The 21,438-nt window shown below is 45.5% G+C and carries 26 protein-coding genes; 17 read left to right on the forward strand and 9 right to left on the reverse strand.

Features of this window, described 5'->3' with window-relative positions; translation table 11 throughout:
• The first annotated feature begins 73 nt into the window (after nt 1–73).
• Nucleotides 74–1,495 (forward strand): hypothetical protein, encoded by a 1,422-nt coding sequence (locus BCF55_RS03745; RefSeq protein ID WP_121010188.1) that lies wholly within the window; start codon nt 74–76, stop codon nt 1,493–1,495.
• Here BCF55_RS03745 and metF read toward each other — a convergent pair.
• From metF to epmA, 3 genes are read right to left on the reverse strand one after another with little or no spacing between them, the layout of a single operon-like run.
• Nucleotides 1,476–2,372 (reverse strand): methylenetetrahydrofolate reductase [NAD(P)H], encoded by an 897-nt coding sequence (gene metF, locus BCF55_RS03750; RefSeq protein WP_121010191.1) that lies wholly within the window; start codon nt 2,370–2,372, stop codon nt 1,476–1,478. The two genes, BCF55_RS03745 and metF, sit on opposite strands and share 20 nt — an antisense overlap.
• The gene (locus tag BCF55_RS03755; protein WP_121010194.1) at nt 2,369–2,701 is read right to left on the reverse strand and encodes a hypothetical protein; all 333 of its coding nucleotides are present in this window, start codon (nt 2,699–2,701) and stop codon (nt 2,369–2,371) included. Before BCF55_RS03755 ends, metF begins: the two co-directional genes overlap by 4 nt.
• On the reverse strand, nt 2,698–3,579 hold the full coding sequence (epmA, locus tag BCF55_RS03760; protein ID WP_121010197.1) for an elongation factor P--(R)-beta-lysine ligase: 882 nt from the start codon (nt 3,577–3,579) through the stop codon (nt 2,698–2,700). The genes BCF55_RS03755 and epmA overlap by 4 nt, the downstream gene beginning before the upstream one ends.
• A 22-nt stretch (nt 3,580–3,601) precedes the next feature.
• Here epmA and BCF55_RS03765 point away from each other — a divergent pair, with 22 nt between their 5' ends.
• From BCF55_RS03765 to hisG, 7 genes are read left to right on the forward strand one after another with little or no spacing between them, the layout of a single operon-like run.
• Nucleotides 3,602–3,892, forward strand: a complete 291-nt coding sequence (locus BCF55_RS03765; RefSeq protein WP_121010200.1) for a cupin domain-containing protein — start codon at nt 3,602–3,604, stop codon at nt 3,890–3,892.
• Entirely contained in the window at nt 3,892–4,335 is a 444-nt protein-coding gene (locus tag BCF55_RS03770; RefSeq protein ID WP_121010203.1) for a hypothetical protein, read from the forward strand. The genes BCF55_RS03765 and BCF55_RS03770 overlap by 1 nt, the downstream gene beginning before the upstream one ends.
• Nucleotides 4,336–4,356: 21 nt before the next feature.
• Nucleotides 4,357–5,469 carry a redox-regulated ATPase YchF gene (ychF, locus tag BCF55_RS03775; protein ID WP_121010206.1) on the forward strand — a complete coding sequence of 371 codons (1,113 nt, stop codon included), beginning with the start codon at nt 4,357–4,359 and terminating at the stop codon, nt 5,467–5,469.
• 3 nt (nt 5,470–5,472) lie between these two features.
• Nucleotides 5,473–5,952, forward strand: coding sequence for a 2-C-methyl-D-erythritol 2,4-cyclodiphosphate synthase (gene ispF / locus BCF55_RS03780; RefSeq protein WP_121010209.1), 480 nt, complete (start codon nt 5,473–5,475; stop codon nt 5,950–5,952).
• Complete coding sequence (locus tag BCF55_RS03785; protein ID WP_121010212.1) at nt 5,942–6,709, forward strand: patatin-like phospholipase family protein; 768 nt, start codon at nt 5,942–5,944, stop codon at nt 6,707–6,709. Before ispF ends, BCF55_RS03785 begins: the two co-directional genes overlap by 11 nt.
• Nucleotides 6,710–6,745: 36 nt before the next feature.
• Entirely contained in the window at nt 6,746–8,596 is a 1,851-nt protein-coding gene (gene oadA, locus BCF55_RS03790; RefSeq protein ID WP_121010215.1) for a sodium-extruding oxaloacetate decarboxylase subunit alpha, read from the forward strand.
• The gene (gene hisG, locus BCF55_RS03795) at nt 8,593–9,198 is read left to right on the forward strand and encodes an ATP phosphoribosyltransferase (protein WP_121010218.1); all 606 of its coding nucleotides are present in this window, start codon (nt 8,593–8,595) and stop codon (nt 9,196–9,198) included. Before oadA ends, hisG begins: the two co-directional genes overlap by 4 nt.
• Here hisG and carA read toward each other — a convergent pair.
• Entirely contained in the window at nt 9,179–10,303 is a 1,125-nt protein-coding gene (gene carA / locus BCF55_RS03800; protein ID WP_121010221.1) for a glutamine-hydrolyzing carbamoyl-phosphate synthase small subunit, read from the reverse strand. The genes hisG and carA overlap by 20 nt on opposite strands.
• 53 nt (nt 10,304–10,356) lie before the next feature.
• On the opposite strand from carA, the gene dapF reads away from it, so the two are divergent.
• Nucleotides 10,357–11,193, forward strand: coding sequence for a diaminopimelate epimerase (gene dapF, locus BCF55_RS03805; RefSeq protein ID WP_121010224.1), 837 nt, complete (start codon nt 10,357–10,359; stop codon nt 11,191–11,193).
• Nucleotides 11,190–11,984 carry a glycosyltransferase family 9 protein gene (locus tag BCF55_RS03810; RefSeq protein WP_121010227.1) on the forward strand — a complete coding sequence of 265 codons (795 nt, stop codon included), beginning with the start codon at nt 11,190–11,192 and terminating at the stop codon, nt 11,982–11,984. The genes dapF and BCF55_RS03810 overlap by 4 nt, the downstream gene beginning before the upstream one ends.
• Here BCF55_RS03810 and BCF55_RS03815 read toward each other — a convergent pair.
• Both BCF55_RS03815 and BCF55_RS03820 read right to left on the reverse strand, forming a co-directional pair.
• Nucleotides 11,937–12,431, reverse strand: coding sequence for an ADP-ribose-binding protein (locus BCF55_RS03815; RefSeq protein ID WP_121010230.1), 495 nt, complete (start codon nt 12,429–12,431; stop codon nt 11,937–11,939). The genes BCF55_RS03810 and BCF55_RS03815 overlap by 48 nt on opposite strands.
• A 39-nt stretch (nt 12,432–12,470) precedes the next feature.
• Nucleotides 12,471–12,692 (reverse strand): hypothetical protein, encoded by a 222-nt coding sequence (locus BCF55_RS03820; RefSeq protein ID WP_121010233.1) that lies wholly within the window; start codon nt 12,690–12,692, stop codon nt 12,471–12,473.
• Between the two features lie 97 nt (nt 12,693–12,789).
• Here BCF55_RS03820 and hisF point away from each other — a divergent pair, with 97 nt between their 5' ends.
• The gene (gene hisF, locus BCF55_RS03825; RefSeq protein ID WP_121010236.1) at nt 12,790–13,548 is read left to right on the forward strand and encodes an imidazole glycerol phosphate synthase subunit HisF; all 759 of its coding nucleotides are present in this window, start codon (nt 12,790–12,792) and stop codon (nt 13,546–13,548) included.
• 55 nt (nt 13,549–13,603) lie between these two features.
• Here the strand turns inward: hisF and BCF55_RS03830 are convergent, their stop codons facing one another.
• Nucleotides 13,604–14,818 carry a L,D-transpeptidase family protein gene (locus BCF55_RS03830; RefSeq protein ID WP_121010238.1) on the reverse strand — a complete coding sequence of 405 codons (1,215 nt, stop codon included), beginning with the start codon at nt 14,816–14,818 and terminating at the stop codon, nt 13,604–13,606.
• 96 nt (nt 14,819–14,914) lie between these two features.
• Here BCF55_RS03830 and BCF55_RS03835 point away from each other — a divergent pair, with 96 nt between their 5' ends.
• Entirely contained in the window at nt 14,915–15,238 is a 324-nt protein-coding gene (locus BCF55_RS03835; RefSeq protein WP_121010241.1) for an MTH1187 family thiamine-binding protein, read from the forward strand.
• Here the strand turns inward: BCF55_RS03835 and BCF55_RS03840 are convergent.
• Nucleotides 15,228–16,088 (reverse strand): LptF/LptG family permease, encoded by an 861-nt coding sequence (locus BCF55_RS03840; RefSeq protein WP_121010244.1) that lies wholly within the window; start codon nt 16,086–16,088, stop codon nt 15,228–15,230. The two genes, BCF55_RS03835 and BCF55_RS03840, sit on opposite strands and share 11 nt — an antisense overlap.
• Nucleotides 16,089–16,133: 45 nt before the next feature.
• Between BCF55_RS03840 and purD the strand changes: the two genes are divergently transcribed.
• A complete protein-coding gene (gene purD, locus BCF55_RS03845; RefSeq protein WP_121010247.1) occupies nt 16,134–17,405 on the forward strand; it encodes a phosphoribosylamine--glycine ligase in 1,272 nt (423 codons plus the stop codon).
• On the opposite strand, the gene BCF55_RS03850 is transcribed toward purD, so the two are convergent.
• Nucleotides 17,389–18,459 carry an AI-2E family transporter gene (locus BCF55_RS03850; RefSeq protein ID WP_245960392.1) on the reverse strand — a complete coding sequence of 357 codons (1,071 nt, stop codon included), beginning with the start codon at nt 18,457–18,459 and terminating at the stop codon, nt 17,389–17,391. The two genes, purD and BCF55_RS03850, sit on opposite strands and share 17 nt — an antisense overlap.
• A 66-nt stretch (nt 18,460–18,525) precedes the next feature.
• On the opposite strand from BCF55_RS03850, the gene BCF55_RS03855 reads away from it, so the two are divergent.
• Genes BCF55_RS03855 through BCF55_RS03870 form a run of 4 tightly spaced genes read left to right on the forward strand, consistent with a single transcriptional unit; the run spans nt 18,526 to nt 21,401 of the window.
• On the forward strand, nt 18,526–18,918 hold the full coding sequence (locus tag BCF55_RS03855; RefSeq protein ID WP_121010250.1) for a hypothetical protein: 393 nt from the start codon (nt 18,526–18,528) through the stop codon (nt 18,916–18,918).
• A 22-nt stretch (nt 18,919–18,940) separates the two neighbouring features.
• Nucleotides 18,941–19,717, forward strand: a complete 777-nt coding sequence (locus tag BCF55_RS03860; protein WP_121010253.1) for a hypothetical protein — start codon at nt 18,941–18,943, stop codon at nt 19,715–19,717.
• A gap of 9 nt (nt 19,718–19,726) precedes the next feature.
• The gene (locus BCF55_RS03865) at nt 19,727–20,347 is read left to right on the forward strand and encodes a response regulator transcription factor (protein ID WP_170144741.1); all 621 of its coding nucleotides are present in this window, start codon (nt 19,727–19,729) and stop codon (nt 20,345–20,347) included.
• Complete coding sequence (locus tag BCF55_RS03870) at nt 20,340–21,401, forward strand: sensor histidine kinase (protein ID WP_121010259.1); 1,062 nt, start codon at nt 20,340–20,342, stop codon at nt 21,399–21,401. The genes BCF55_RS03865 and BCF55_RS03870 overlap by 8 nt, the downstream gene beginning before the upstream one ends.
• Nucleotides 21,402–21,438 lie beyond the last annotated feature (37 nt).

Raw genomic sequence — 21,438 nt, forward strand, 5'->3', positions numbered from 1 at the left:
CTTTCTGAACATAGCCAGAATCAGGGTTGTCGCATGGATAAGGGAATAAAATTAAACAAAGGAGGGTAGGAAGATGGGAGTATTTGAAACACTTGTACTGAAGGAGAACCTTTCTTCAATTGAAAAGCTCGTTTTGCTGAGGGAACTTCTCAAGCGAGAGATGGATGTCCTGAACGAGTATTGCAAAATCAACCATAAGATACCTAAGGATTACGCCATAGAGTTGTGCCACTTGCACAATATAAAGAAGGTGAACATAGCAAGGCTTCTCAATATGATTAAGCACTTTGACCCGAAGTTTATGCAGGCTCTGATAAATACCGACCCCAGGGTTAGGAAGTACATATCCTATTACTTTGACTTCATGAAGAAGCACCCCTATTTTGAAGAGGTATTAGAACCCCAGAACCTATTTGGCGACTGGGATTACATCAGGTACAAACTTAAGATATTCTTTCCTGAGCTTACCTTTGATGAGATAGACAGGTACAAGTTCAAGAGGAAAGAGTTTATAGAGTACGTTAGGGAAAGGCTCGGAGAACCCGAGGAGCTTGTAGAGGAGAAGCTCACAAAGGCTACTTGGTATGAGACCGTCCCATACCTTGAACTTGAGAGCGAGATGGATTCACGCTGGCACCCGGAACCTATAATGACAGAGACAGACTGGGAGTTTATAAGGAGGCACATTAACGGTAGGAAGAACATAATAATCCGAGGGGAGGACGGTGAGGAAAAACTTATATACGTGGAGGTTAACATACCCGAAGAGGAGCTTGACAAGTACAAGAGAGACAGGGAAGGCCTTAAGAAGCTCCTCATGAAGAGGTACAACATAGATGAAAGCGGGGCTGAACAGATACTCAGAAAGGCTGGGTGGGAATCGGACTCTTACCACATAATCCCTCCGATACATACGGACGTCCATGTTGACTACGGGGATACGAGGAAGAACTCTGAAAGACCAGCGGTTGTGGAGAAGAAGAGCTTCAGCATGAGCGAGCTTACAGCTCATATCAGATACATAGGCGGACTTGAGCTTGAACTGCTTAACTACTGGGAATTGCTTTATGAAAGGCTCCACGAGGTTGAAGAAAAACTCACCCTCTTCATAAGAACGAAGAGAAGGCTTCTTGGTAAACTCTTTGGTATTTACTACACCCTTGATCCTGTCATGGCAGAAGCCATACTTACCTATGACCCTGAGGTGGTTGAAAGTTTGAAAGAGCTGGTAACCAAGACGGGAGTGAGAGACAAAAAGTTCGTCCTCTATGAGAATAAGGCTGCCTGGGAAGAGGTGAAGAAGAGGATAGTCTCAAGGTTTCCAGAGGTTAGCGGGGAAGAGATAGAGAAGTTTAAGGGGGACAGAAAGGGGTTCCTTGAATACCTCGCTGGTAAGCTCAAAAAGGATAAGAGCTTTATAGATGAGAAGCTGGAAGAAGCTGGTTGGCTCAGGAGTGAGGAGATACCCTCCTTCGTCAGGCATATAGGTCCTTGACAGGTATCAACTCCCTTATGGCAGAGTATATCTGGAGGGTGGCCTTTGACCTGTTGAGGGTGTAGAAGTGAAGCCCGGGAGCACCGTTTCTGAGTAAGTCCTCACACTGTCTTATCGCAAACTCCACTCCTATCTTTGCTACCTCCTCCGGGTCATTTTCAACAGGCTCCATCTTTTCTATTAGGAACTGAGGTATTGTAGCCCCACACATGCTGGCAAACTTCCTTATCTGCTTGAAGTTGGTTATGGGCATTATGCCCGGTATCACAGGTATGTTTATATCTGCTTTATGGCACAACTCTATAAATTCGTAATAATAGGTATTTTCAAAGAACATCTGGGTTATGGAGAATTCAGCCCCAGCTTCAACTTTTTCCTTAAAGTACCTTATCTCCCACTCCATATTAGGTGACTCCGGGTGCCCTTCAGGGTAGCTTGCAACTCCTACGGAGAAGTAATCCTTAAACCTATCCCTTATGAGTCTGACAAGTTCAACCGCATACCTACATGCACCTTCCGGAGGTCTGAAGTCGGGCCTGTCGTGGGGCACGTCCCCTCTGAGAGCTAAAATGTTATCAATACCTATATCCTTGTAGTCTTTGAGTATATCAAGGAGCTCTTCCCTTGTGTGAGCTATACAGGTAAGGTGAGCCATAACGTTAAGACCTATTTCTTCATGTATTCTCCTGACCACATTCCTCGTCCTATCCCTTGTGGAGCCTCCGGCTCCGTATGTAACGGAAACAAAGGTGGGTTTCAACTCCCTGAGTTCCTTTATCGTTTCAAAGAGCTGTTTCTCACCCTCTTCGTTCTTGGGAGGAAAGAACTCAAAGGATACGCTGAACACCCCTTTCCTGAGGATATCTCCTATCTTCAACGCTGTACCTCTCTTCCCAGCATAGTTTCCATAAGGGCTATTATCTTTACCTTACAGGGGGCGGGAGCCTTTGTAAACATATTCAGGGCATCTATGAGCCTGTTTGTCACTTCAGGAGGATTAGTTTTTGCAAAGCTCTCAAGGAAACCCAGCACACTTTCTATCTCTGAGGAGAGCTTCTTATCCGATAGGACCTCCTCTAAGGTTTGACCATCCCTAAACTTGCGGAGGACTTTCATGCACTTAACTACAAGATCGTCCCTGAACTCAGACCACCTCAAATCTGAAAACTGTAAGACTATCTCCAGAAAAACCTCAAAGGGATTCATAGCTTAAATAATTCTATATCGTCAAGGGAGCTCTTTCCTAAGTAGAGCATAAACAGCCTGTCAACCCCTATAGAACATCCTGCGCAGTCAGGTATGGTGCGGTGAGCTTCTATAAATTCCTCATCTACAGGGAGGTCCCTTTTTAGAGCTTCCCTTTGCAACCTTCTTCTTATCTCCTCTGGATTAGTCTCCTCAGTCCAGCCATTGGCGAGCTCAACCCCTTCTATGAAGAGCTCAAACCTCTCCGCAACCTCGTTCCTCACCTTTGCAAGGGCTGAGAGTTGTGGTGGAAAGTCCTTGATGAAAATGGGTTTTCCCCTGCCAAGCCTCCTTTCAACCTCTACAAAAGCCCTGTAGAATAAGGTTTCCCAGTCTTCATCTTCTTCATAGTATATGGCTCTCTCTTTTAAAGCTTCCTGAAGGCTCTCCTTATCTTGAAGTAGATTAAAGCCTAAGTGTCTTTTGAAAGACTCATCTAAGGTCAGCTCTTCAAACTCTGTGTACCCGAAGAGTTCGTTCAGGAGCTCCTTTATCTCTTCAATCAGGTATTCGTAACTTTCTCCTGTTTTATACCATTCAAGCATGTGAAACTCAACTCTGTGGAGTCTTCCGTGCTCATTGTTTCGGAAGACCTTTGCGATTTGAAACATGTCTCTCCTATATTTTGATAGGAGTTTCTTCATGGAATACTCAGGAGATGTCTGTAGCCACATGGTTCTCTCCGTTCCCTGTCTTTTAACCTTAACGGGTATGGGTTCAACGTTGGCATCAAGGTTGGGGTAATCCAGTAAAGCCGGTGTAAAGACCTCAAGGTATCCTCTCTTCTTGAAAAATTCCCTGAGTTTGTCTATGAACTCGCTCCACTTATCAAGTACCATAGGAGGAATATAATTTTATTCTATGACCGTCAGGTTTGAATCTACAGGGATAAGAGACGAAGAGAAGATAAAGAACCTACTTAAAAGGAGTGGCTACTCTGTTTACACGTGGCAGGACCCCCCGGGAACTTACTACGATACCCATACCCACCCGGACAGGGAAGTAAGGTGGGTGATTGAAGGAGAGGTGGTGATAGGTGTTAATGGTAAGGAGATAGTCTTGAAAGAGGGAGATATGATAGAACTTGAACCGGGAACTCCCCACTGGGCAAGAACCCGGACGGGAGTAAAGTATATATGCGGGTCTAAGTGATGGGGAAGATAGTTCAGTTTCCATCCCAGGACGGGGATAACGAGAGGAAAGGAGAGGGTAAAGAGCTCAAAACCGAGAGGCTGTCCCAGGAGGAGTTTATGGCACTCCTTGAACCCTTCAGAGACGGCTTGAGGAGGCTCTATCCCACCCAGGTGAAGGATATTCTTGGTATAGCTGGTTTCGGAAAGAGATACGGGAACGAGGTGTTGATTATGGGGCTCCTTCTCTGGGAATCCTTAAAGCAGAGCCAGCCTATAATGTCAACCTTCCTTGCGGTTTTTATAAAGGACAGGCTTGAAAAGGTTTCTTTCCTTGAGGCTAAGAATAACTACTGGGACTGGAAACTTATGCTTGAAACCTACCAAAGCAGATTTAACACCAAGGAGATGTTTGAAGAGTTACAGAACCTGAGGGAGCAGGTCCTGGGTGGAAATCCTCCCTGAAAGACACTATATTATTGGGCTATGGGTTTTAATCTGGGGATAGTCGGACTCCCAAACGTGGGGAAGTCAACACTCTTTAACGCCCTGACAGAAACCGCAAAGGCTCAGGCGGCAAACTATCCTTTCTGTACTATAGAGCCCAATATCGGTGTTGTTGAGGTGCCAGACGACAGGCTTTACAGGATCGCCGAACTTGAGAAGTCAAGGAAGATAACACCTACCTTTATAGAGTTTGTGGATATAGCTGGTCTTGTTAAGGGTGCAAGTAAGGGTGAAGGGCTGGGAAACCAGTTTTTATCCCATATAAGAGAAGTTGATGCTATAGCTATGGTTCTCAGGTGTTTTGAGAACCCGGATGTGGTTCATGTTGAAGGAAGCGTTGACCCCATCAGAGACGCTGACATAATAGACATAGAGCTAATAGCCAAGGACCTGGAAAGTGTTAACAGGAGGCTTGAGCGGGTTGAGAAAGCTGCCAAGGGTAACGACAAGAAAGCCAAGGAGGAGTTTGAGTACCTCAAAGAGATAAAAGAGGTCTTAGAAGGTTTGGAGCCTTTAAGAAGGTATAAAGATAAATTCGCTGAAGATACATGGATGTATGCAACAAAGGAGCTATTCTTACTTACCACCAAACCCGTGATGTATATTGCTAATATCGGCGAAGCCGATCTCCCGGAAGGGGATAATAACCCCCATGTCCAGAAGGTAAAGGAAAGAGCCCGGGAAGAGAACGCTCCTGTGGTGGTCCTCTGTGCGGAGCTTGAGGCTCAGCTTGCAGGATTAGAAAGAGAGGAAAGGAAAGAACTCCTTGAGGCTTACGGACTTAAAGAGCCTGGACTTCACAAAGTTATAAGGGAGGGATACAGGCTTCTTAATCTTATAACCTTCTTTACCGCAGGAGAGAAGGAAACTAGAGCATGGACGGTGGTTAAGGGAACAAAGGCACCCCGGGCGGCAGGTAAAATCCACTCGGATATAGAGAGGGGCTTCATAGCTGCTGAAGTTATAAACTACGAGGATTACATAAAGGCAGGCTCTATGGTGAAGGCAAAGGAGAAGGGACTTGTCAGGCTTGAAGGTAAAGAGTATGAGGTTCAGGACGGAGATATAATCTACTTCAGGTTCAACGTATAGGAAATGCATACGAGAATAGGACTTGGTTTTGATTCCCATGAATTTGAGGAGGGTAAACCCCTCTTTTTGGGTGGGGTACGGATTGATTTCCCGAAGGGACTGAAAGGACATTCTGACGGGGATGTCCTCCTCCATGCCCTCACAGATGCGATACTTGGAGCTATTGGAGAGCCTGACATAGGTGAGCTTTTTAGTGATAAAGATGAGAGGTGGAAGGGGGTCTCTTCCGAGCTTTTTTTGAAAGAAGCAATAAAGAGAATGAAAGGTAAAGGGTATGAGCTTATTAACTTAGATAGCGTCCTTATAGCGAATGAACCGAAGATAGCACCTTACAAAGAGACAATAAAGGAAAAGCTTTCAAAGCTTACAGGGTTACCCGTGGAAAGGATATCAATAAAGGGGAAGCGGAGAGAAGGCTTCTGTCAGGTGGAGGGGATAGCATGTATATGTACGGTCTTACTGAGGGTACCTTATGAGGGTTAATATCGTTCTTTCAGGGGGAGCTGCCCGCGGGGTAGCTCACATAGGTGTCATAAAAGCTCTGGAAGAGCTGGGGTTCAACATACAGGCTCTGAGCGGTTCAAGTGCGGGCTCAATAGTGGCTGTCTTTTACGCCTGCGGATACAATCCAGATGATATGCTTGAGCTTGTCAAGAAGACGCCTTGGTTGTCTCTCTTCATCCCTAAAATACCGCGTAGCGGTCTCTTCTCATTGAAAAAGGCTGAGAAGTATTTAAGGGAACAGATACCCTTTGAAAGGATAGAAGAGCTGCGAAAGAGAGTTTATATATGCGCCACAGACTTGCTTTCAGCCCGATCCCTATACTTTAACAGTGGGGAGCTGATTCCTGTTCTTCTCGGAAGTTGTGCCCTTCCCGGTATCTTTGAGCCGGTAAGATACCAGAATTATCTTCTTATAGACGGAGGTGTTATGAACAACCTGCCGGTTGAACCCTTTGAAAAGCTGAAGACCCTGAAGATAGGGGTGGATGTTAACCCTGTGGAGAAAGTCAGCAGTGTTGGGAACATAGTTAACGTCCTTATCAGGAGCTTTTTCCTGGCTGTTCGTTCCAACGTGGATAAGAGGAAGGAACTCTGCGACATAGTTATAACTCCGGACATACTTAAGTACTCTCCTCTTGACATAAGGAAAGCGGAGGAGCTTTACAGGCTCGGATACGAGAAAACCATAAAGGTTATGGAAGAGTTCCTTAAAAGGAAAGGTCTGGGAGAAACTTAAACTTTTGAGCTATACTATCCTCTTAAGGAGTTGGGCATGAAAGAGATACTCGTAACAGATATATCGTTAAGGGACGGCATACAGAGTCTACTTGCAACCCGTGTCAGGACAGAGGATATGCTGGACATAATTGAGGTTCTTGATAAATGTGGGTTCTGGTCCCTTGAGGTCTGGGGAGGGGCTACCTTTGATGTGTGTTTAAGGTTCTTGAAGGAGGACCCCTGGGAGAGACTGAGGAAGTTCAAGGATACAGCCAAGAACACAAAGTTGGAGATGCTCCTAAGGGGACAAAACGTTGTCGGATACAGGCACTACGCTGATGATGTGGTTGAAGAATTTGTAAAAAGGGCTTACGATAACGGCATAGAGGTATTCAGGATATTTGACGCTTTAAACGATACTCGCAACATGCGCAAATCAATAGAAGTTGCCAAGAAAGTTGGGGGGATAGTTAAAGGCGTGCTCTCCTATGCTATAAGCCCAGTTCACACCGTTGAGTACTATGTGAAGGTTGCAGGTGAACTGGTTGATATGGGAATAGACATAATATCCATAAAGGACCAGGCTGGTCTTCTCTCGCCAAAGGTGGCTTATGACCTGGTGTCCGCTTTAAGGAATGCGTACCCTGATTACCCTGTGCACCTCCATACTCAGACAACGGCGGACTTGGCTGAGATGGCACAGCTTAAAGGAATTGAAGCCGGCGCTACGATGATAGATACTGCCTTTTACTCCCTTTCCTGTCAGACCTCTCATCCGCCAGGGGAAACTATGATTTACGTCCTAAGGGAGTTTGGGTATGAGGTTAATGTTGATACCTCCCTATATAAAAAAGCTGGTGATATGTTTAAGGAGGTAAGGCAGAAGTATAAGAGATACGATGTTCTGCCACCTTATCCCGATGTGGGTGTCCTGTTGCATCAGATACCTGGAGGTATGATTACAAACTTCATAAACCAGCTAAGGGAGCAGAACCTTGAGGATAAACTTGAGCAGGTTCTTGAAGAGGTGGCGCGGGTTAGGGAAGACCTGGGCTATCCTCCTCTGGTTACACCTACCTCCCAGATAGTTGGGACTCAAGCTTTTATGAACGTTCTGCACGGGGAAAGGTACAAGGTGGTTACCAAGGAAACTAAGGATTACGTTAAAGGGCTGTACGGGAAGCCTCCGACACCCGTAAAAGAGGAGGTTCTGAGAAAGATACTTGGAGAAGAAGAACCCATATATGAGACCAGACCAGCTGACCTTTTAGAACCTGAGCTTGAGAAGATAAGAGACGAGGCTAAGGAGGCGGGAGCTCGCTCTGAAGAGGACATACTATCCTACGTTCTCTTCCCTGTGGTTGCTAAGGAGTTTTTTGAGTGGAGGGAGAAGGCAGAGAAGGGAGAGGTTCCACCTGTTCCCATTGAGGATACTTTCAGTGAAACTTGTCCTGAGAAGGCGCCTATTGAGTTTAACGTCACTGTTCATGGAGAGCAGTACCATGTCCAGATAGCCGGAAGGGGTGAGGAAACAGCAAACGGCAGAACATTCTTCATCAGACTTGATGGGAGACTTGAAGAGGTAGTGCTTCAGCCTATAAGAGAGATAGAGGTAAGTGAGAGCGGTTACGAGTTTTCAGAAGGTGCCCCTGTTATGCCTAAGAGACCTAAGCCCAGAGATGTGGGGGACATAGCTTCTCCTATATCGGGCAAGGTTGTAAATGTGAATGTTAGCATAGGTCAGGAGGTAAAGGAGGGTGATGTTCTTCTAGTTGTGGAAGCTATGAAGATGGAGAACGAAATACACAGCCCTGTTGATGGTGTGGTTGAGGAGATATTTGTTCAGGTGGGCGAGAGTGTAAACCCCGATGAGGTGCTTATAAGGGTAAAGCCCAAGAGGAAATGATAAGTATCGCTGTCCCGAAGGGAAGGCTCTTTGAAGAAAGCATAGACTACCTATACTCAAGAGGTATATTACCTGAAAAATTTGAGGAAGGTAGAAGGCTAACAATAACAGCGGGAGAGATAAACCTCCTTCTAGTGAAACCCTTTGATGTCCCTGTGTACGTTGAAAACGGAGCTGCAGACCTTGGTGTATGTGGCTATGATGTTTACTGGGAGAGAAAGCCTGACGTTTACAGACTCTTGGACCTTGGGATAGGTGTCTGTCGCATATCTGTTGCAGGAAAGCCTGAAAGTAAGGAGAAATACTTCAACAGCTTTTACCTGAAGCTTGCTACCAAATACCAGAACATAGCTAAAAGCTTTTTCTCCAAGAGGGGGGTGAAAGTTGACCTCATAAACCTCAGCGGCTCGGTTGAGCTTGCGCCAATCATAGGTTTAGCGGATTTCATACTTGATCTTGTTCAAACGGGGAGGACTCTTAAGGAGAACGGGCTTGTTGAAATTGAGGAGGTTGGAAAATCAAGCGCGTGGCTTATATGCAACAGAGCGAGTTTCCGAAACAAAAGCTCTTGTATAAAGGAGCTTATTGACCGGCTCTCTTAGCCATATCCACAAACGCTTTGAACAGGTAGTAGGAGTCGTGGGGTCCGGGAGAGTTTTCTGGGTGGTACTGAACTGCGAAGATAGGAAGCTCTTTATGCCTGATTCCCTCAACAGTCTCGTCCAGGAGATTTATATGGGTTATCTCTACCTCTGAAGGAAGAGAATCCGGGTCAATGGCGAAGTTGTGGTTCTGGGCTGTTATCTCCACCTTTCCTGTCTTTAGGTCTTTTACAGGATGGTTTCCTCCATGGTGTCCAAACTTCAGCTTGTATGTCCTTCCACCAAGGGCAAGCCCTACTATCTGGCACCCCAAGCATATCCCCAGTATAGGAATCTTCCCGGCGAACTCCCTTACCAGTCGTATGCCCTCAACTACCCTTTGGGGATCTCCGGGTCCGTTGGATAGAAACAGAGCATCAGGTCTCTCTTTCTTTGCAAAGTCAAAAGCTTCTTCGGGGGGCACCACAACAACCTTCGCACCCTCACTTGCAAGTCTCCTTAAGATGTTGAACTTCACGCCAAAGTCAACAACCGCCACAGTAGGTTTCTCACCTTCAGTCTCTATATATCCCTCTGACAGCCTCCATTCTCCTTGCTTCCATAGATAAGACTCCCTGGTGGATACCTCCTGAATGAGGTCAAGTTCAGAGATGTCCGGCACCTGACGGGCTTTTTTCACAGCTTCCTCAGGCGTTATGTTATTCGTTGATATAACACCCCTTATAACACCGTGCTCCCTTATCTTTTTCACCAGGGCTCTGGTATCTATACCAGCTATACCCACGACACCATTCTCCTTAAGATACTCATCTAAGGACTTTGTTGCACGCCAGTTGGAATACCTAAAAAATACCTCCTTAACTACGAAGCCGTTTACCTGAACCTTTCCCGACTCAAGGTCCTCTTCGTTTACGCCATAGTTCCCTATCTGGGTGTAGGTCATTACCACGATCTGCCCTCGGTAGGACGGGTCTGTAAGTATCTCCTGATAGCCTGTCATGGACGTGTTAAAGACGAGCTCCCCCTGTGTCTCGCCCTCGGCTCCAAAGGAGTATCCGAGGAAGTAAGTTCCGTCTTCAAGGGCGAGGATGGCTTTCTTTTTCATCAGTGGAAAATTTTACAGCATGAGAGGTTCACTCCCCAGATAAAATATTTCTTATGGACTTTGCGAAGCTTCAAGGCTCAGGAAACGACTTCATACTTATAGATAACCGTGATGGGAGGGTATACAAGAAAACCGAGGAGCTCGGCGTATGCCTTAAGGAATTCGTGGTAAAGGTATGCGAGCCTCATAAGGGTGTGGGAGCAGATGGACTGATACTCATAGAGGAGCCTGAGGACAGCAGCAACCATTTCAGGTGGCAGTTCTTCAATTCTGACGGATCAGAAGCTGAGATGTGCGGGAACGGCTCAAGGTGTGCGGTTAGGTTCTGCTACGACCTCGGTATAGTTGATAAGTACGTGAAATTTGAAACTTTAGCAGGGGTTATAAAGGCAGAGGTTCTTGAGGACGGTAAGAGGGTGAAGGTACAGCTTACACCTCCTTCCGAACCTGTTGATAAAACGCTATTAGTTGATGGTAGAGAGCTTAAAGGTGTTTTTATAAACACGGGTGTGCCCCACTTTGTGGTTCCTGTTGATAACTTGGAAGGTACAGACGTTAGGGGACTGGGGAGAGCCATTAGGTTCCATGAGGAGTTCCAACCTAAGGGAACGAACGTAAACTTCATTGAGCCAGTATCGGCAGATACCATAAAGGTCAGAACTTATGAGAGAGGTGTTGAATCAGAGACTCTTGCCTGTGGAACAGGAGCCACAGCCGGGGCTATAGTTGCCTATATAAAAGGTCTTGTAAGCAAAAAGCCTGTTAAGGTTGTCACCCGCAGCGAAGAGCTTCTCATAATAGACTTTGATAAGGAGTTGAAGGAAGTTTTTCTAAACGGTTCCGTCTATAAAGTCTTTGAGGGAACCCTTAGCTACGAAATCTTCTTATGAGGAGGGCACTTCTTTACCGTAGGGGCGGTCTCGGAGATACACTTCTTACCTTTCCACTCCTTGAGATTCTCAAAAGCAAAGGTTTTTATACGACGGCTGTTGGAAACACAGACTACTTTAAAATTGCCAGGGAGGTTGGCTGGGCAGATAGAGTTTTAAGTGAAAAACCCAACGAGGATTTTGACCTGGTACTTGAGATTTCCTCCGAAGGTAACCTGCCAACTTTCCCAAGGGAGAGAAGATGGATACTTGAACACTATCTTGAGGGTGCAGGCTTCATAGGAGAGAGCTTCTCCTGGGTATTACCTGTTGAGACCTTGCCCGATTCACCCTTCAGGGGGAGGGTCGTTTTCCACCCTTCCAGCGGCTCAAGGAAAAAGAACCCAAACCTTTCTCTATTCCTTGAACTGGAGAAGCACCTTGTTAAAAGGGGGCATGAAGTTGTTTACCTTATAGGCGAGGCGGACACATGGTTGAAAGGCTATGTTACCAATTACGTTGAGAGCTATGAACCGCTCTGGATAGCGAGAGCTCTAAAAAGTGCGCTTCTTTTTGTGGGGCTGGATTCGGGACTATCCCATCTCTCAGCTTATCTCGGTGTTCCAACGATTGTTATATATGGACCTTCAGACCCGGTGGTGTGGAAGCCCATAGGGAGGAGGGTGTATCAGGTTTCCCTGGGATTGGAATGTTCTCCCTGCTTTCCAAACGTATGCGATAGGAGGGAGTGTTTGGATGGCTCTTTACTCTTTCATTGCCTTTTCCCACTCCTTGACGAGCTCCTCATCTAAATCCACGAGTATTATATTTTCAAGGCAACGAGGTTTAAATTTCTTTATCTCGTCAACCATTGCTCTCGCTGCGACCTCTTTTGGAACCCTACCTACACCCGTTCCCATTCCAGGTATAGCTATGCTCTTAAAACAAAGTTCATCCGCAAGGTGGAGGGCAGCCTTTGTTGCTTTTCTGACTTTCTCTTCTGAAGTTCTCATGGCTGGCTCTTCCATGGTTGGAGAGTGTATCACCCCTTTAAACTTTAATTTTCCGGCGGTTGTTAGTATTGCACTTCCGACGGGTATGGGAGCTTTAGATATAGCCTCCCTTTCTATCTCCTCCCCTCCGAAGCGTTTTATTACCCCTGCTACTCCTCCACCCATATAACCGTGGCTGTTGGCAGGGTTAACTATTACGTCAGCTTTAACTTCAAGAAGACTACCCCGTATTATCTCAACCTTCATGAATAAAATTCTAAAGCTTTGTGGGTTTGATGAGTAGGGTCACACGTATATGGGTTCGGTTATCTCACCAAGACCAGCTTCAAGCCTCATCTTTATGTACTTACCTCTTATAGTATTGAGAGGTATCTCCACAACCTCACCGCTCTCCTTAACTACTTTTATCTTCTCCCCGTTGAGCTCTATCCCCTTTACAGGTGCTCCCGTATTTGAATCTATTATTAACTTCTCCCTTATAACATCTTGAGCTACCTTCTGAGCCATCTTAAGACCTCCTTTCAGTGTTCTGCTTTTATCTTCTTTATATAGGGCTTTGGAGTTTGCTTTGTACAGGTCTATGTCATAAAATCTAAGTTCTGAGATGCTTGCGAAGAGGATAATACCCTGTCTGGATGTTGATAAGGGAAGGGTCGTAAAGGGTGTAAAATTCGTGAATTTGCGTGATGCCGGAGACCCCGTGGAGGTTGCAAAGAGATACGAGCAGGAAGGAGCGGATGAGCTTGTATTTCTTGATATAACAGCTTCCGCGGAAGAGAGAAGCATAATTATAGATGTGGTTAGCAAAGTTGCAGAGACGGTTTTTATGCCCTTTACCGTGGGAGGTGGGATAAGGAACGTTGAAGACATGAGGAAACTCCTAGAGGCAGGAGCAGATAAAGTTTCAATAAATACTGCAGCCGTTAAGAACCCAGAGATTATCCACGAAGGTGCAAAACTTTTCGGCTCCCAGTGTATAGTTGTTGCTATAGATGCGAAGAGGAGCGCAAGCACCTGGGAGGTATATATCCACGGAGGAAGGACGCCTACAGGAATAGATGCGATAGAGTGGGCAAAGAAAGTGGAATCTCTCGGGGCTGGGGAAATACTCCTCACTTCAATGGACAGAGACGGCACTAAGAAGGGTTATGACGTTGAACTCTGTAGAGCGGTTTCGGAGGCTGTGAATATCCCTGTTATAGCCAGTGGAGGAGCGGGAAGTAAGGAACACTTTTATGAGGTTTTTTATGAAGGTAAGGTTGATGCAGCCCTTGCAGCCTCACTGTTTCATTTTCAGGAGCTAAGCATACCCGAACTCAAGGAGTACCTACACGAGAATGGAGTACTTGTTAGGCTAAATTAAGAAGAATTCCAAAACCTTGTTAGGTTGAAGTCTTTTGTGCTGAGGTTGCCGTTCTTCACTGAGTTTTCTTCTCTTTGCGGAACTCCTCCCTGAGTATCTTCAGTTTTCCATTCTCTTTGAGTATGTATAGCCTCTTGAAGCCTTTATCAGAGTAGGCATCAGACTTATAAGTTTGGTGAAACTCCGCAACATAGTACTCCACATTATCGGAGAGTCCTCTCCTAAAGGCTAATATGGTCAAGTCCTCTATATCCACTTTGATTCGCTTCTTGCTAAGTATGGTTCTCCTCTTATAATTACTCCAGGAACGGTAATTACCCTTTTCCCATGTGAACTTATCAGAGTAGAGAGACAGGAAGGTGTCTATGTCCTTGTTTTCCCAGCTTTCCTCCCAGGTCTTTAGAAAGCCCTTCACATCGTCAAGCTCTATGTCTGTAGGAATCTCTTTGTATATCGCTATCAGGGTGTTGTTCTTGGCTATCCTCTTTACTATGTGTCTTAGGTCGTTATTCTCGGCAACCACACAGCCTCTGGTACTAAAGGGTATGTTGTACCTGTTTTCTTCATCGCTTCCATGAAGCCATATTCCACTGCCCCCCTTCCCGAGCAGTTTGTCTACCGGATTGGGGTAATTTAAAACCACCGCTATGCCCCCGTACATCTTGGGCAACTTCTCCGGAGGTATAAACTCGGTAAAGTAGTAAACTCCCTCCGGTGTCCTTTTATCTCCTTCACTCCACTTATCCTCCCAGTCCTGTCCTGTGGTCACGGGGTATAGATTTTCAAGAACCTTGCCCTTATATATAAGCAGGTACTGGGACATCTTCTCTACCAGGAAGACAAACTTATCCTCAGGATTCTCAACTATAACCGGCGGGGGAATACTGAACCTGTCCCAGATAATATCCGTCATTTTTTGACGAAACTTCTCAGGGTGTTCAACCCTCCTTATGAGCTCATTAAACCTGAAGTAGGAGGGGTTGTAATCCCTTTTAAGCTCTATAGACTTTAGGTAGTTTTCTATAGCCTCTTCAAGGTCTCCCCGTCTCTCCGCTATCAGACCCCTTGCAAACAGCTTTACATACTCAGGTGGCTCTTCTTTTATGTCCTCAGCGAGACTTTTGATTATGTAAAGGTCATAGTCGGTAGCCTTACCTTCAATAAATCTCTCAAAGGAGTTTGTTAAGTTACCCCTTTCAAGGTCTTCAGGGTGGCTACCAAAGCCTATCCCGAAGATGAACAGGAGTATTAGAACTCTCAGCCACAACATTATCAAGGATTTTATACCAAAACCTTCTTCTATGTCTCCTTTCTTAACTGCTCTACATCACAGTATTTCATGCCTTGTTTGTTATAATTACCGACCATGAGCATCTTGGTCTTCGTCAGCATGACACCTCTGGGAAAAGGTGAAAGTGTCAGCGAATACGTGGCTAAGGTTGTTGACATCATAGACCGATCCGGACTCCCATATGTCCTTACCCCAATGGGAACAATAATTGAAGGTGAGGACTGGGATGAGGTTATGGGTGTTCTCAAGAGAGGTTTTGAGGAGCTTAAAAAGGAATGTTCAAGAATATCAATAACCATGAAAGTAGATTACCGAGAAGGTAAATCGGGAAGGCTCAAGAGCAAGGTAGAATCCGTCCAGGAGAAGATAGGCAGGGAGATAAAGACTCTTAAAGGCTGACTCTCAGTCCAAAGAGAAAGAGCTGGTGAAGGATTATCCCTAGAGCTATAAGGTAGTAAACCTGCGTGTGAGTTTTGCAGAATCTCAGCACTCCAAAAAAGGAGAACAGCAGGGCTGGAAGAATTGAAAGGGTGTTTGCAAGGTTCATAACCCTCTCCTTCCTTATCTTTTTCTCTCTTATCTCGGCTGATAGGAACTCTTCCGTATCAAGCCAGTACCTTTGGAACTCCATGAGAAAATACTTTCCTCTTTCCTTGGTGAGGAGTGAACCACCTGTAAAAAGGAACCTTCCGTTACCTTCATAAACTGCGCTTTGAGCAAGGATGTGGGTATTCCTATACTTAAGGAAAATGTTTTTTATCTCTTTACCTTCTCTTTTTTCCGCGTATATAACCACGTCTCCTGAAGAGAGAAAGGTTTTTTCGGGAAGGTTTTCAAAGAGTTTATCTTTATACTGGATAAGCAAACCTCTTCTGGCGAAGGATACTTGTTCTTCAAATATAAAGAAGGATAAAGCCCCAGAAAGAAGAAAGAACACAAGCGCCGGGAGGGCAAACAGGGTGAATAGTTTCCGAGGTGATAGGTGGAATGAGTAGAGAACATGCAGGAGCCTCTTTTCCTTCAACTCATATACAGAAGTCGCTATAGCGGCGATCAGTCCGTCCGGAATGAAGAAAAAACCGTAATATACAAACCATACCAGGCTGAAGGAAAGGGAGCTCGTCAAGGGTAGACCAAAAAGTATGAAACCTATCTTGAATATCTGAACCATAAAGAGTATGAAGGCAAGAACAAGAGCGATCGTGTAGGTGCTTCTGGTAACCTTCCAGAGTATGAGTGCCCTGAGCATTATTTTCTCTATGATAACCCAGCGTGAAGGGTATAATACTTCTCCGTGAAAGTTCTTGTAGTTGGAAACGGTGGTAGAGAGCACGCGATAGCTTGGCAATTGAGTAAGAGCCCGTTAGTTTCAAAGCTATACTGTGCCAGTGGCAACGCTGGTATCTGGAAGATAGCTGAGAGGGTTGATATAGCGCCAACTGATGTGAAAAAGCTTGCGGAGTTTGCCCAGAGGGAAGGTGTTGATTTTACCGTTGTTGGTCCCGAAGCCCCCCTTGTTAAAGGGATAGTGGACGAGTTTGAAGCCAGGGGTTTAAAGATATTTGGACCTACAAGGGAAGCCTCCCAGCTTGAGGGAAGCAAGGCGTTTGCGAAAAACTTTATGGAGAAGTATAACGTTCCTACTCCCCATTACAGTGTGTTTGACGATTTTGACAGGGCTCTACGCTATGTGAAGGATGTAGGTGCTCCTATAGTTATAAAGGCTGACGGACTTGCCGCTGGAAAGGGTGCGGTTGTGTGCTACTCCATTGACCATGCCGTTCAAACCCTTGAAAGCTTTATGAAGAAGGGAGCCCTTGGTGGAGCGGGAGAGAGGGTGGTAGTGGAGGAGTTTCTTGAAGGGGAAGAGGCATCCTACATAGTTATGGTTAACGGAGAAAATTACGTCCCGCTTCCAACTTCCCAGGACCATAAGAAACTTTTGGACGGAGATAAAGGACCAAACACAGGAGGTATGGGTGCTTACTCTCCAACACCTGTGATAAACGAAGAGGTTGAGAGGAGGGTTCGTGAGGAAGTGATAGAGAGGACCCTAAAGGGTCTGAAGGAAGAAGGTATATACTTCAGAGGTTTCCTCTACGCTGGACTTATGATCACATCAGAAGGACCTAAGGTGCTTGAGTTCAACGTAAGGTTGGGAGACCCTGAGGCGCAGCCCATACTTATGAGAATCAAGAATGATTTTTTAAAGCTTCTGGTGGACTTTTATGAAGGTAAAGAGGTACAGGTAAAGGAGGATGAACGCTGGAGTCTTGATGTTGTCCTCGCCTCAAGAGGATATCCGGAAGCCTATGAGAAAGGAAAAGTTATAGAAGGTTTGGAGGAGGCTGAAAGTTTACCCGATGTAGTTATATTCCACGCGGGCACAACCCTGAAGGATGGAAAGGTCGTTACCAACGGAGGTAGGGTTTTGAACGTGTGCGCTTACGGGAACACCCTTCGCGAAGCGAAGGACAGAGCTTATGAAGCTGTGTCCAAGATACACTTTGAGGGCATGCATTACAGAAAGGACATAGGGGATAAAGCCTTCAAGTATCTTGGTTAAGGATCCTTCTCTCGTAAATCTTGAAGAGGGCAAACAACGTAGTGAATATTATTGGACCGAGAAAGACCCCTATCAAGCCGAACTTTAAAAGACCTCCGATAGTTGCGAAGAAGAGAACCACATAGGGAATCTGAACACCCTGCTTTATTATCAGAGGTCTGACGAAGTTGTCCATGGAGGATATGAGTAGAAGTCCCCACAGCCCCAGAAAGACTGCCTGCCATGTTCCGATGTTGAAGAAACTATAAACTGCAAGAGGGAACCATACCGCTGAAGCACCGAAAGGCGGTATGAAAGCCGCAAAGAAGGTGAGGGTGCTCCACAGGAGGGCGAACTTTATTCCCACAATAGAATAGGCTATGAGACCGAGCATAGCTTGTATCAGGGCTGTACCTACTGAGCCATAAACAACGGCAAGTACCGTTTTGTAAACCGTGCCTATGATATCCTCAAGGTCTGTTTTGTCCATAGGTATTAGCCTCTGAATCCTCTGGAGTATTCCGGGACCGTCCCTGAGTATGAAGAAGAAAGTAATCAAGAAAACGAAGATGTAAAATACATTTCTACCGATTACAAAAGCGAACTGACCCACCTTATCCCCCAAAAATTTGAATATCCTGTTAAGAGACTCTGCCATGAGCTTTCTGAACTCCTCCCTTTCAAGAAAGCCTATCGCCGGCGATAGCTTATCCATGTATTCCTTTATTAGCTTATACTGTCCCAGTGCCTGTAAAATTTCCTTATAACTGTGGCTCTGTAAATAGAGAACGATTTTCTGAGTTGCATCAATCATCTGCTGGAAGACGAGAATGCTTATTATACTGAGAGGTATAATAAGGAAAAGGAAAACTATCAGGGTCATTATAAAAGCAGAGAGGGTTCTGCTTTTAAGAAGCCTCTCTATATATCTGTAGACTGGGTAAAGGACGGTTCCTATCACTACAGCCCACAGGATTGGGACTGCGAAGGGGAGGAGCATCAACAGGGAAGCGAATATGAAGAAAAGGACACTTGCCAGGAAAAAGTAGAAGTATATACGCTCCCTCTCCATCATTTATTTTATAAGTCTATACTAAAGGTAACCTTGGGGTAACATGAGGTTAATATATTCAAAACCGGTATGAGGTGGGTGCTGGTAACCTTTATTCTCGTGGGTTTGGCTTTCAGCTCGGATATACATGGAGATATACAGACTCTTCTAAAGAAGGTGAAAACTGCCCCACCTGAAGAAAGGTATAAGGTTATGAACGAACTCAAGTTAAAGCTGAGGGAACTGAACAGAAGGGAAAGGGAAGAGGTTATAAGGAAAATTTACAGGGAGCTAAAGGGTGAGAGACATCCCGATAGGGAGCGCAAGGGTGATAAGCTTGAGGAGGAAAAACTCAAGCACAGGGATCTCTCGGATAAAATTGGTGAGAAACATAAGGAGAAGTACGAGGAAAAGTTTGAGGAGAAGTATGAGGACAAAGCTGAGAAGCGAATGGACGATAAGAAGAAACATGGCGATGACTGATTAAAAGTCTTTCAGTTGTGGGATGAGGAAAGGGATATATCTGGTGGGTCTGCTGTTCTTTGCCCAGACAGTTTTTGCTTTTCAAGACAGTGACCTTGACGGTGTTGAAGATAGTAAGGATAGATGTCCCAACACTCCTATCCTTGAGCTTGTGGACAAGTACGGATGTCCTATAGAAACTCAAAGAAGTATAAAGGGAAGGTTTTATTTGAGGGTTGGAGGAGGTTTTGTAGAGGACGGGGGTGAAAGAAGAACCTTTTCCCTTTTTTCAGTGGCATACTCTTATAAGAAGGTCTATGCTTCCTTCTCAACGAGGTATTATCTGGGCGGTAACTCCTCTAACCCTGGTTCCGGAGACAGCTACCTGTTTGTTGGCTACTCTCAGTTCTTGACGGAGAGACTTTACCTGTTACCAGGTTTAAGGATAAAGATTCCAACGGGTGCTGCCCAGTATAGTGACGGAAACTTTGATTACACTCCCTCGGTGGTTCTTGATTATATACTTGACGGTTTTGACCTTTTCGGATACCTGTCTTATACCTTCAAAGGTAATGGAGCTCTTGAGGATACACTTTCAACCTCCCTTGGGGTTGGGTACGATTTTACTCCTAAACTCTACGGGAGCGTTTCCTATGATGTGTCCCAGTCTGAAGTAGGTGCAGGCAACGAATATTACCTCTCTTTCTTCTCCCTCTATGACATATCGGAAACCCTCTACACGACTGTTGGTTATACAGTAGGATTGAACAGCCGGGCTACAGACCACACTCTTACCTTCCGAATAGGTATTAGATTTTGAATTATGGATATGAGGGTTCTCCTTGTTGAGGATGATAGGGTTCTCGCCCAGAGCCTGAAGAAGTTCCTTGAGATGAACGGCATAAAGGTGGAGCTTGCTTACAGTTTCTCTGATGCCGTTGACCTCCTTGAGAGGAAAAAGTACGACCTTTACGTACTTGACGTGAACCTCGGGGATGGAGACGGCATAGACCTCCTAGAAGACCTGAGAAGGTTTAAGGATGACACACCCACCATATTCATAAGTGCTCTGACAGATATAAAGAATGTAACGAGAGGCTTCAACGCCGGGGCGGAGGACTATATAAAGAAACCCTTTGACCCCGAAGAGCTGGTTGTGCGTATAAAGGCACGGATAAGAAAACAGGAAGAAGAGCTCAGGTACGGAGACGTTTTTTACAGAGAAGGCAGGTTCTTCAAAGGGAAAGAGGAGATAGAGCTGGGGGAAGTGCAAAGGAACATTCTCCACAAACTGCTCAGGAACAGGGGAAGGGTTGTTACCAAGGAGGAGCTGTATGACTACATGGTTAACCCTTCTTCCTTGGCTTTGAGAGTTATGATAAACAAACTAAAGAAGAAAACAGGCATAGAGATAAAGTCGGTCAGGGGCTTGGGGTACACCATTGATTAAGAGACTGCTGCCGAGAACTTCCTACGAGAGGGAATCTTTACTAAAGAGCTTTCTGCTCTTCTTCGTAATTATGGAGCTGTTCCTCGGGGTAATTTTTTATATGCTCTTCCTCGCTGAGCTTAGCTCTCTTAAAAGTAAAGTGTTTCTTGAGTTGAAGAACTACAGCTACACCTTTGAGGGAGAGAAGTTCAGGATAGACATCATTCCAGCTGAGAGGGGAGCCAGGCTTTATGAACTCCTTGAGGACGGAGAAGGTCTCTACATACTTGTCCCGGTCCCTTTCTCTGAAAAGGAGCTTCTCAGGATAACCTACCCGAGAGAGAGCTTCCTGTCAGACAGAAGAAGAGTGATAGGGCGTTTCTTTCTCTTCTTTGGAATTGCTTCAGTGGTGGCTTTTGGACTGTCGGTAGCTTTCTCTATATACGCTGTAAACCCTATGAGGCAGGCTCTCCGTATGATAGAAGAGGTAAACAAGGACATAATCCATGACCTGAACACACCCATGATGACACTCCGTGTGAATTTGAAGATGCTTAGGAGCAAGTACCCTCAAGATGAGGAACTGGAGAGGATTGAGTTTGCTCTCAAACAGCTGGAAACTTTTAAAGAGAACTTAAGACCTCTGGAGACTAAGACGGAGTTTAAGATGGAGGAGGTCAACCTGAAGGAACTAATTGAAAAGGAAGCTGCTGATTTTAAAAAGGTGTATCCGGAAAAGGAAATTCGGCTTGAACTTGAGACCGTGAAGATAAAAGCAGACAGGAGCGCAGCGGTTCGGATAGTATCCAACCTGCTTGAAAACGCCTTCAAGCATGGTCTTAAAGGTTCGTGGGTCAGGGTCCTTCTCAGAGGGGATAAGCTTATTGTGGAAAATCCTTCCAAACCCCCCCGTGACGTTAACAAGCTCTTTGAACGTTACTACAGAGAGTCTCAGCGGGGACTGGGGCTGGGGCTTTCCATAGTTAAAAAGTTGGCTTCAGAGCTCGGATGGAAGGTAAAGGCTGAGTACAGTGACGGGGTATTTAGAGTGGTTATCCTGTTAAAGAAATCCTGAGGTAACGGAAAGGTAACCTCAAACCCCTATACTTAAC

The organism is Hydrogenivirga caldilitoris, from assembly GCF_003664005.1.
In the GTDB taxonomy this organism is placed as follows: domain Bacteria; phylum Aquificota; class Aquificia; order Aquificales; family Aquificaceae; genus Hydrogenivirga; species Hydrogenivirga caldilitoris.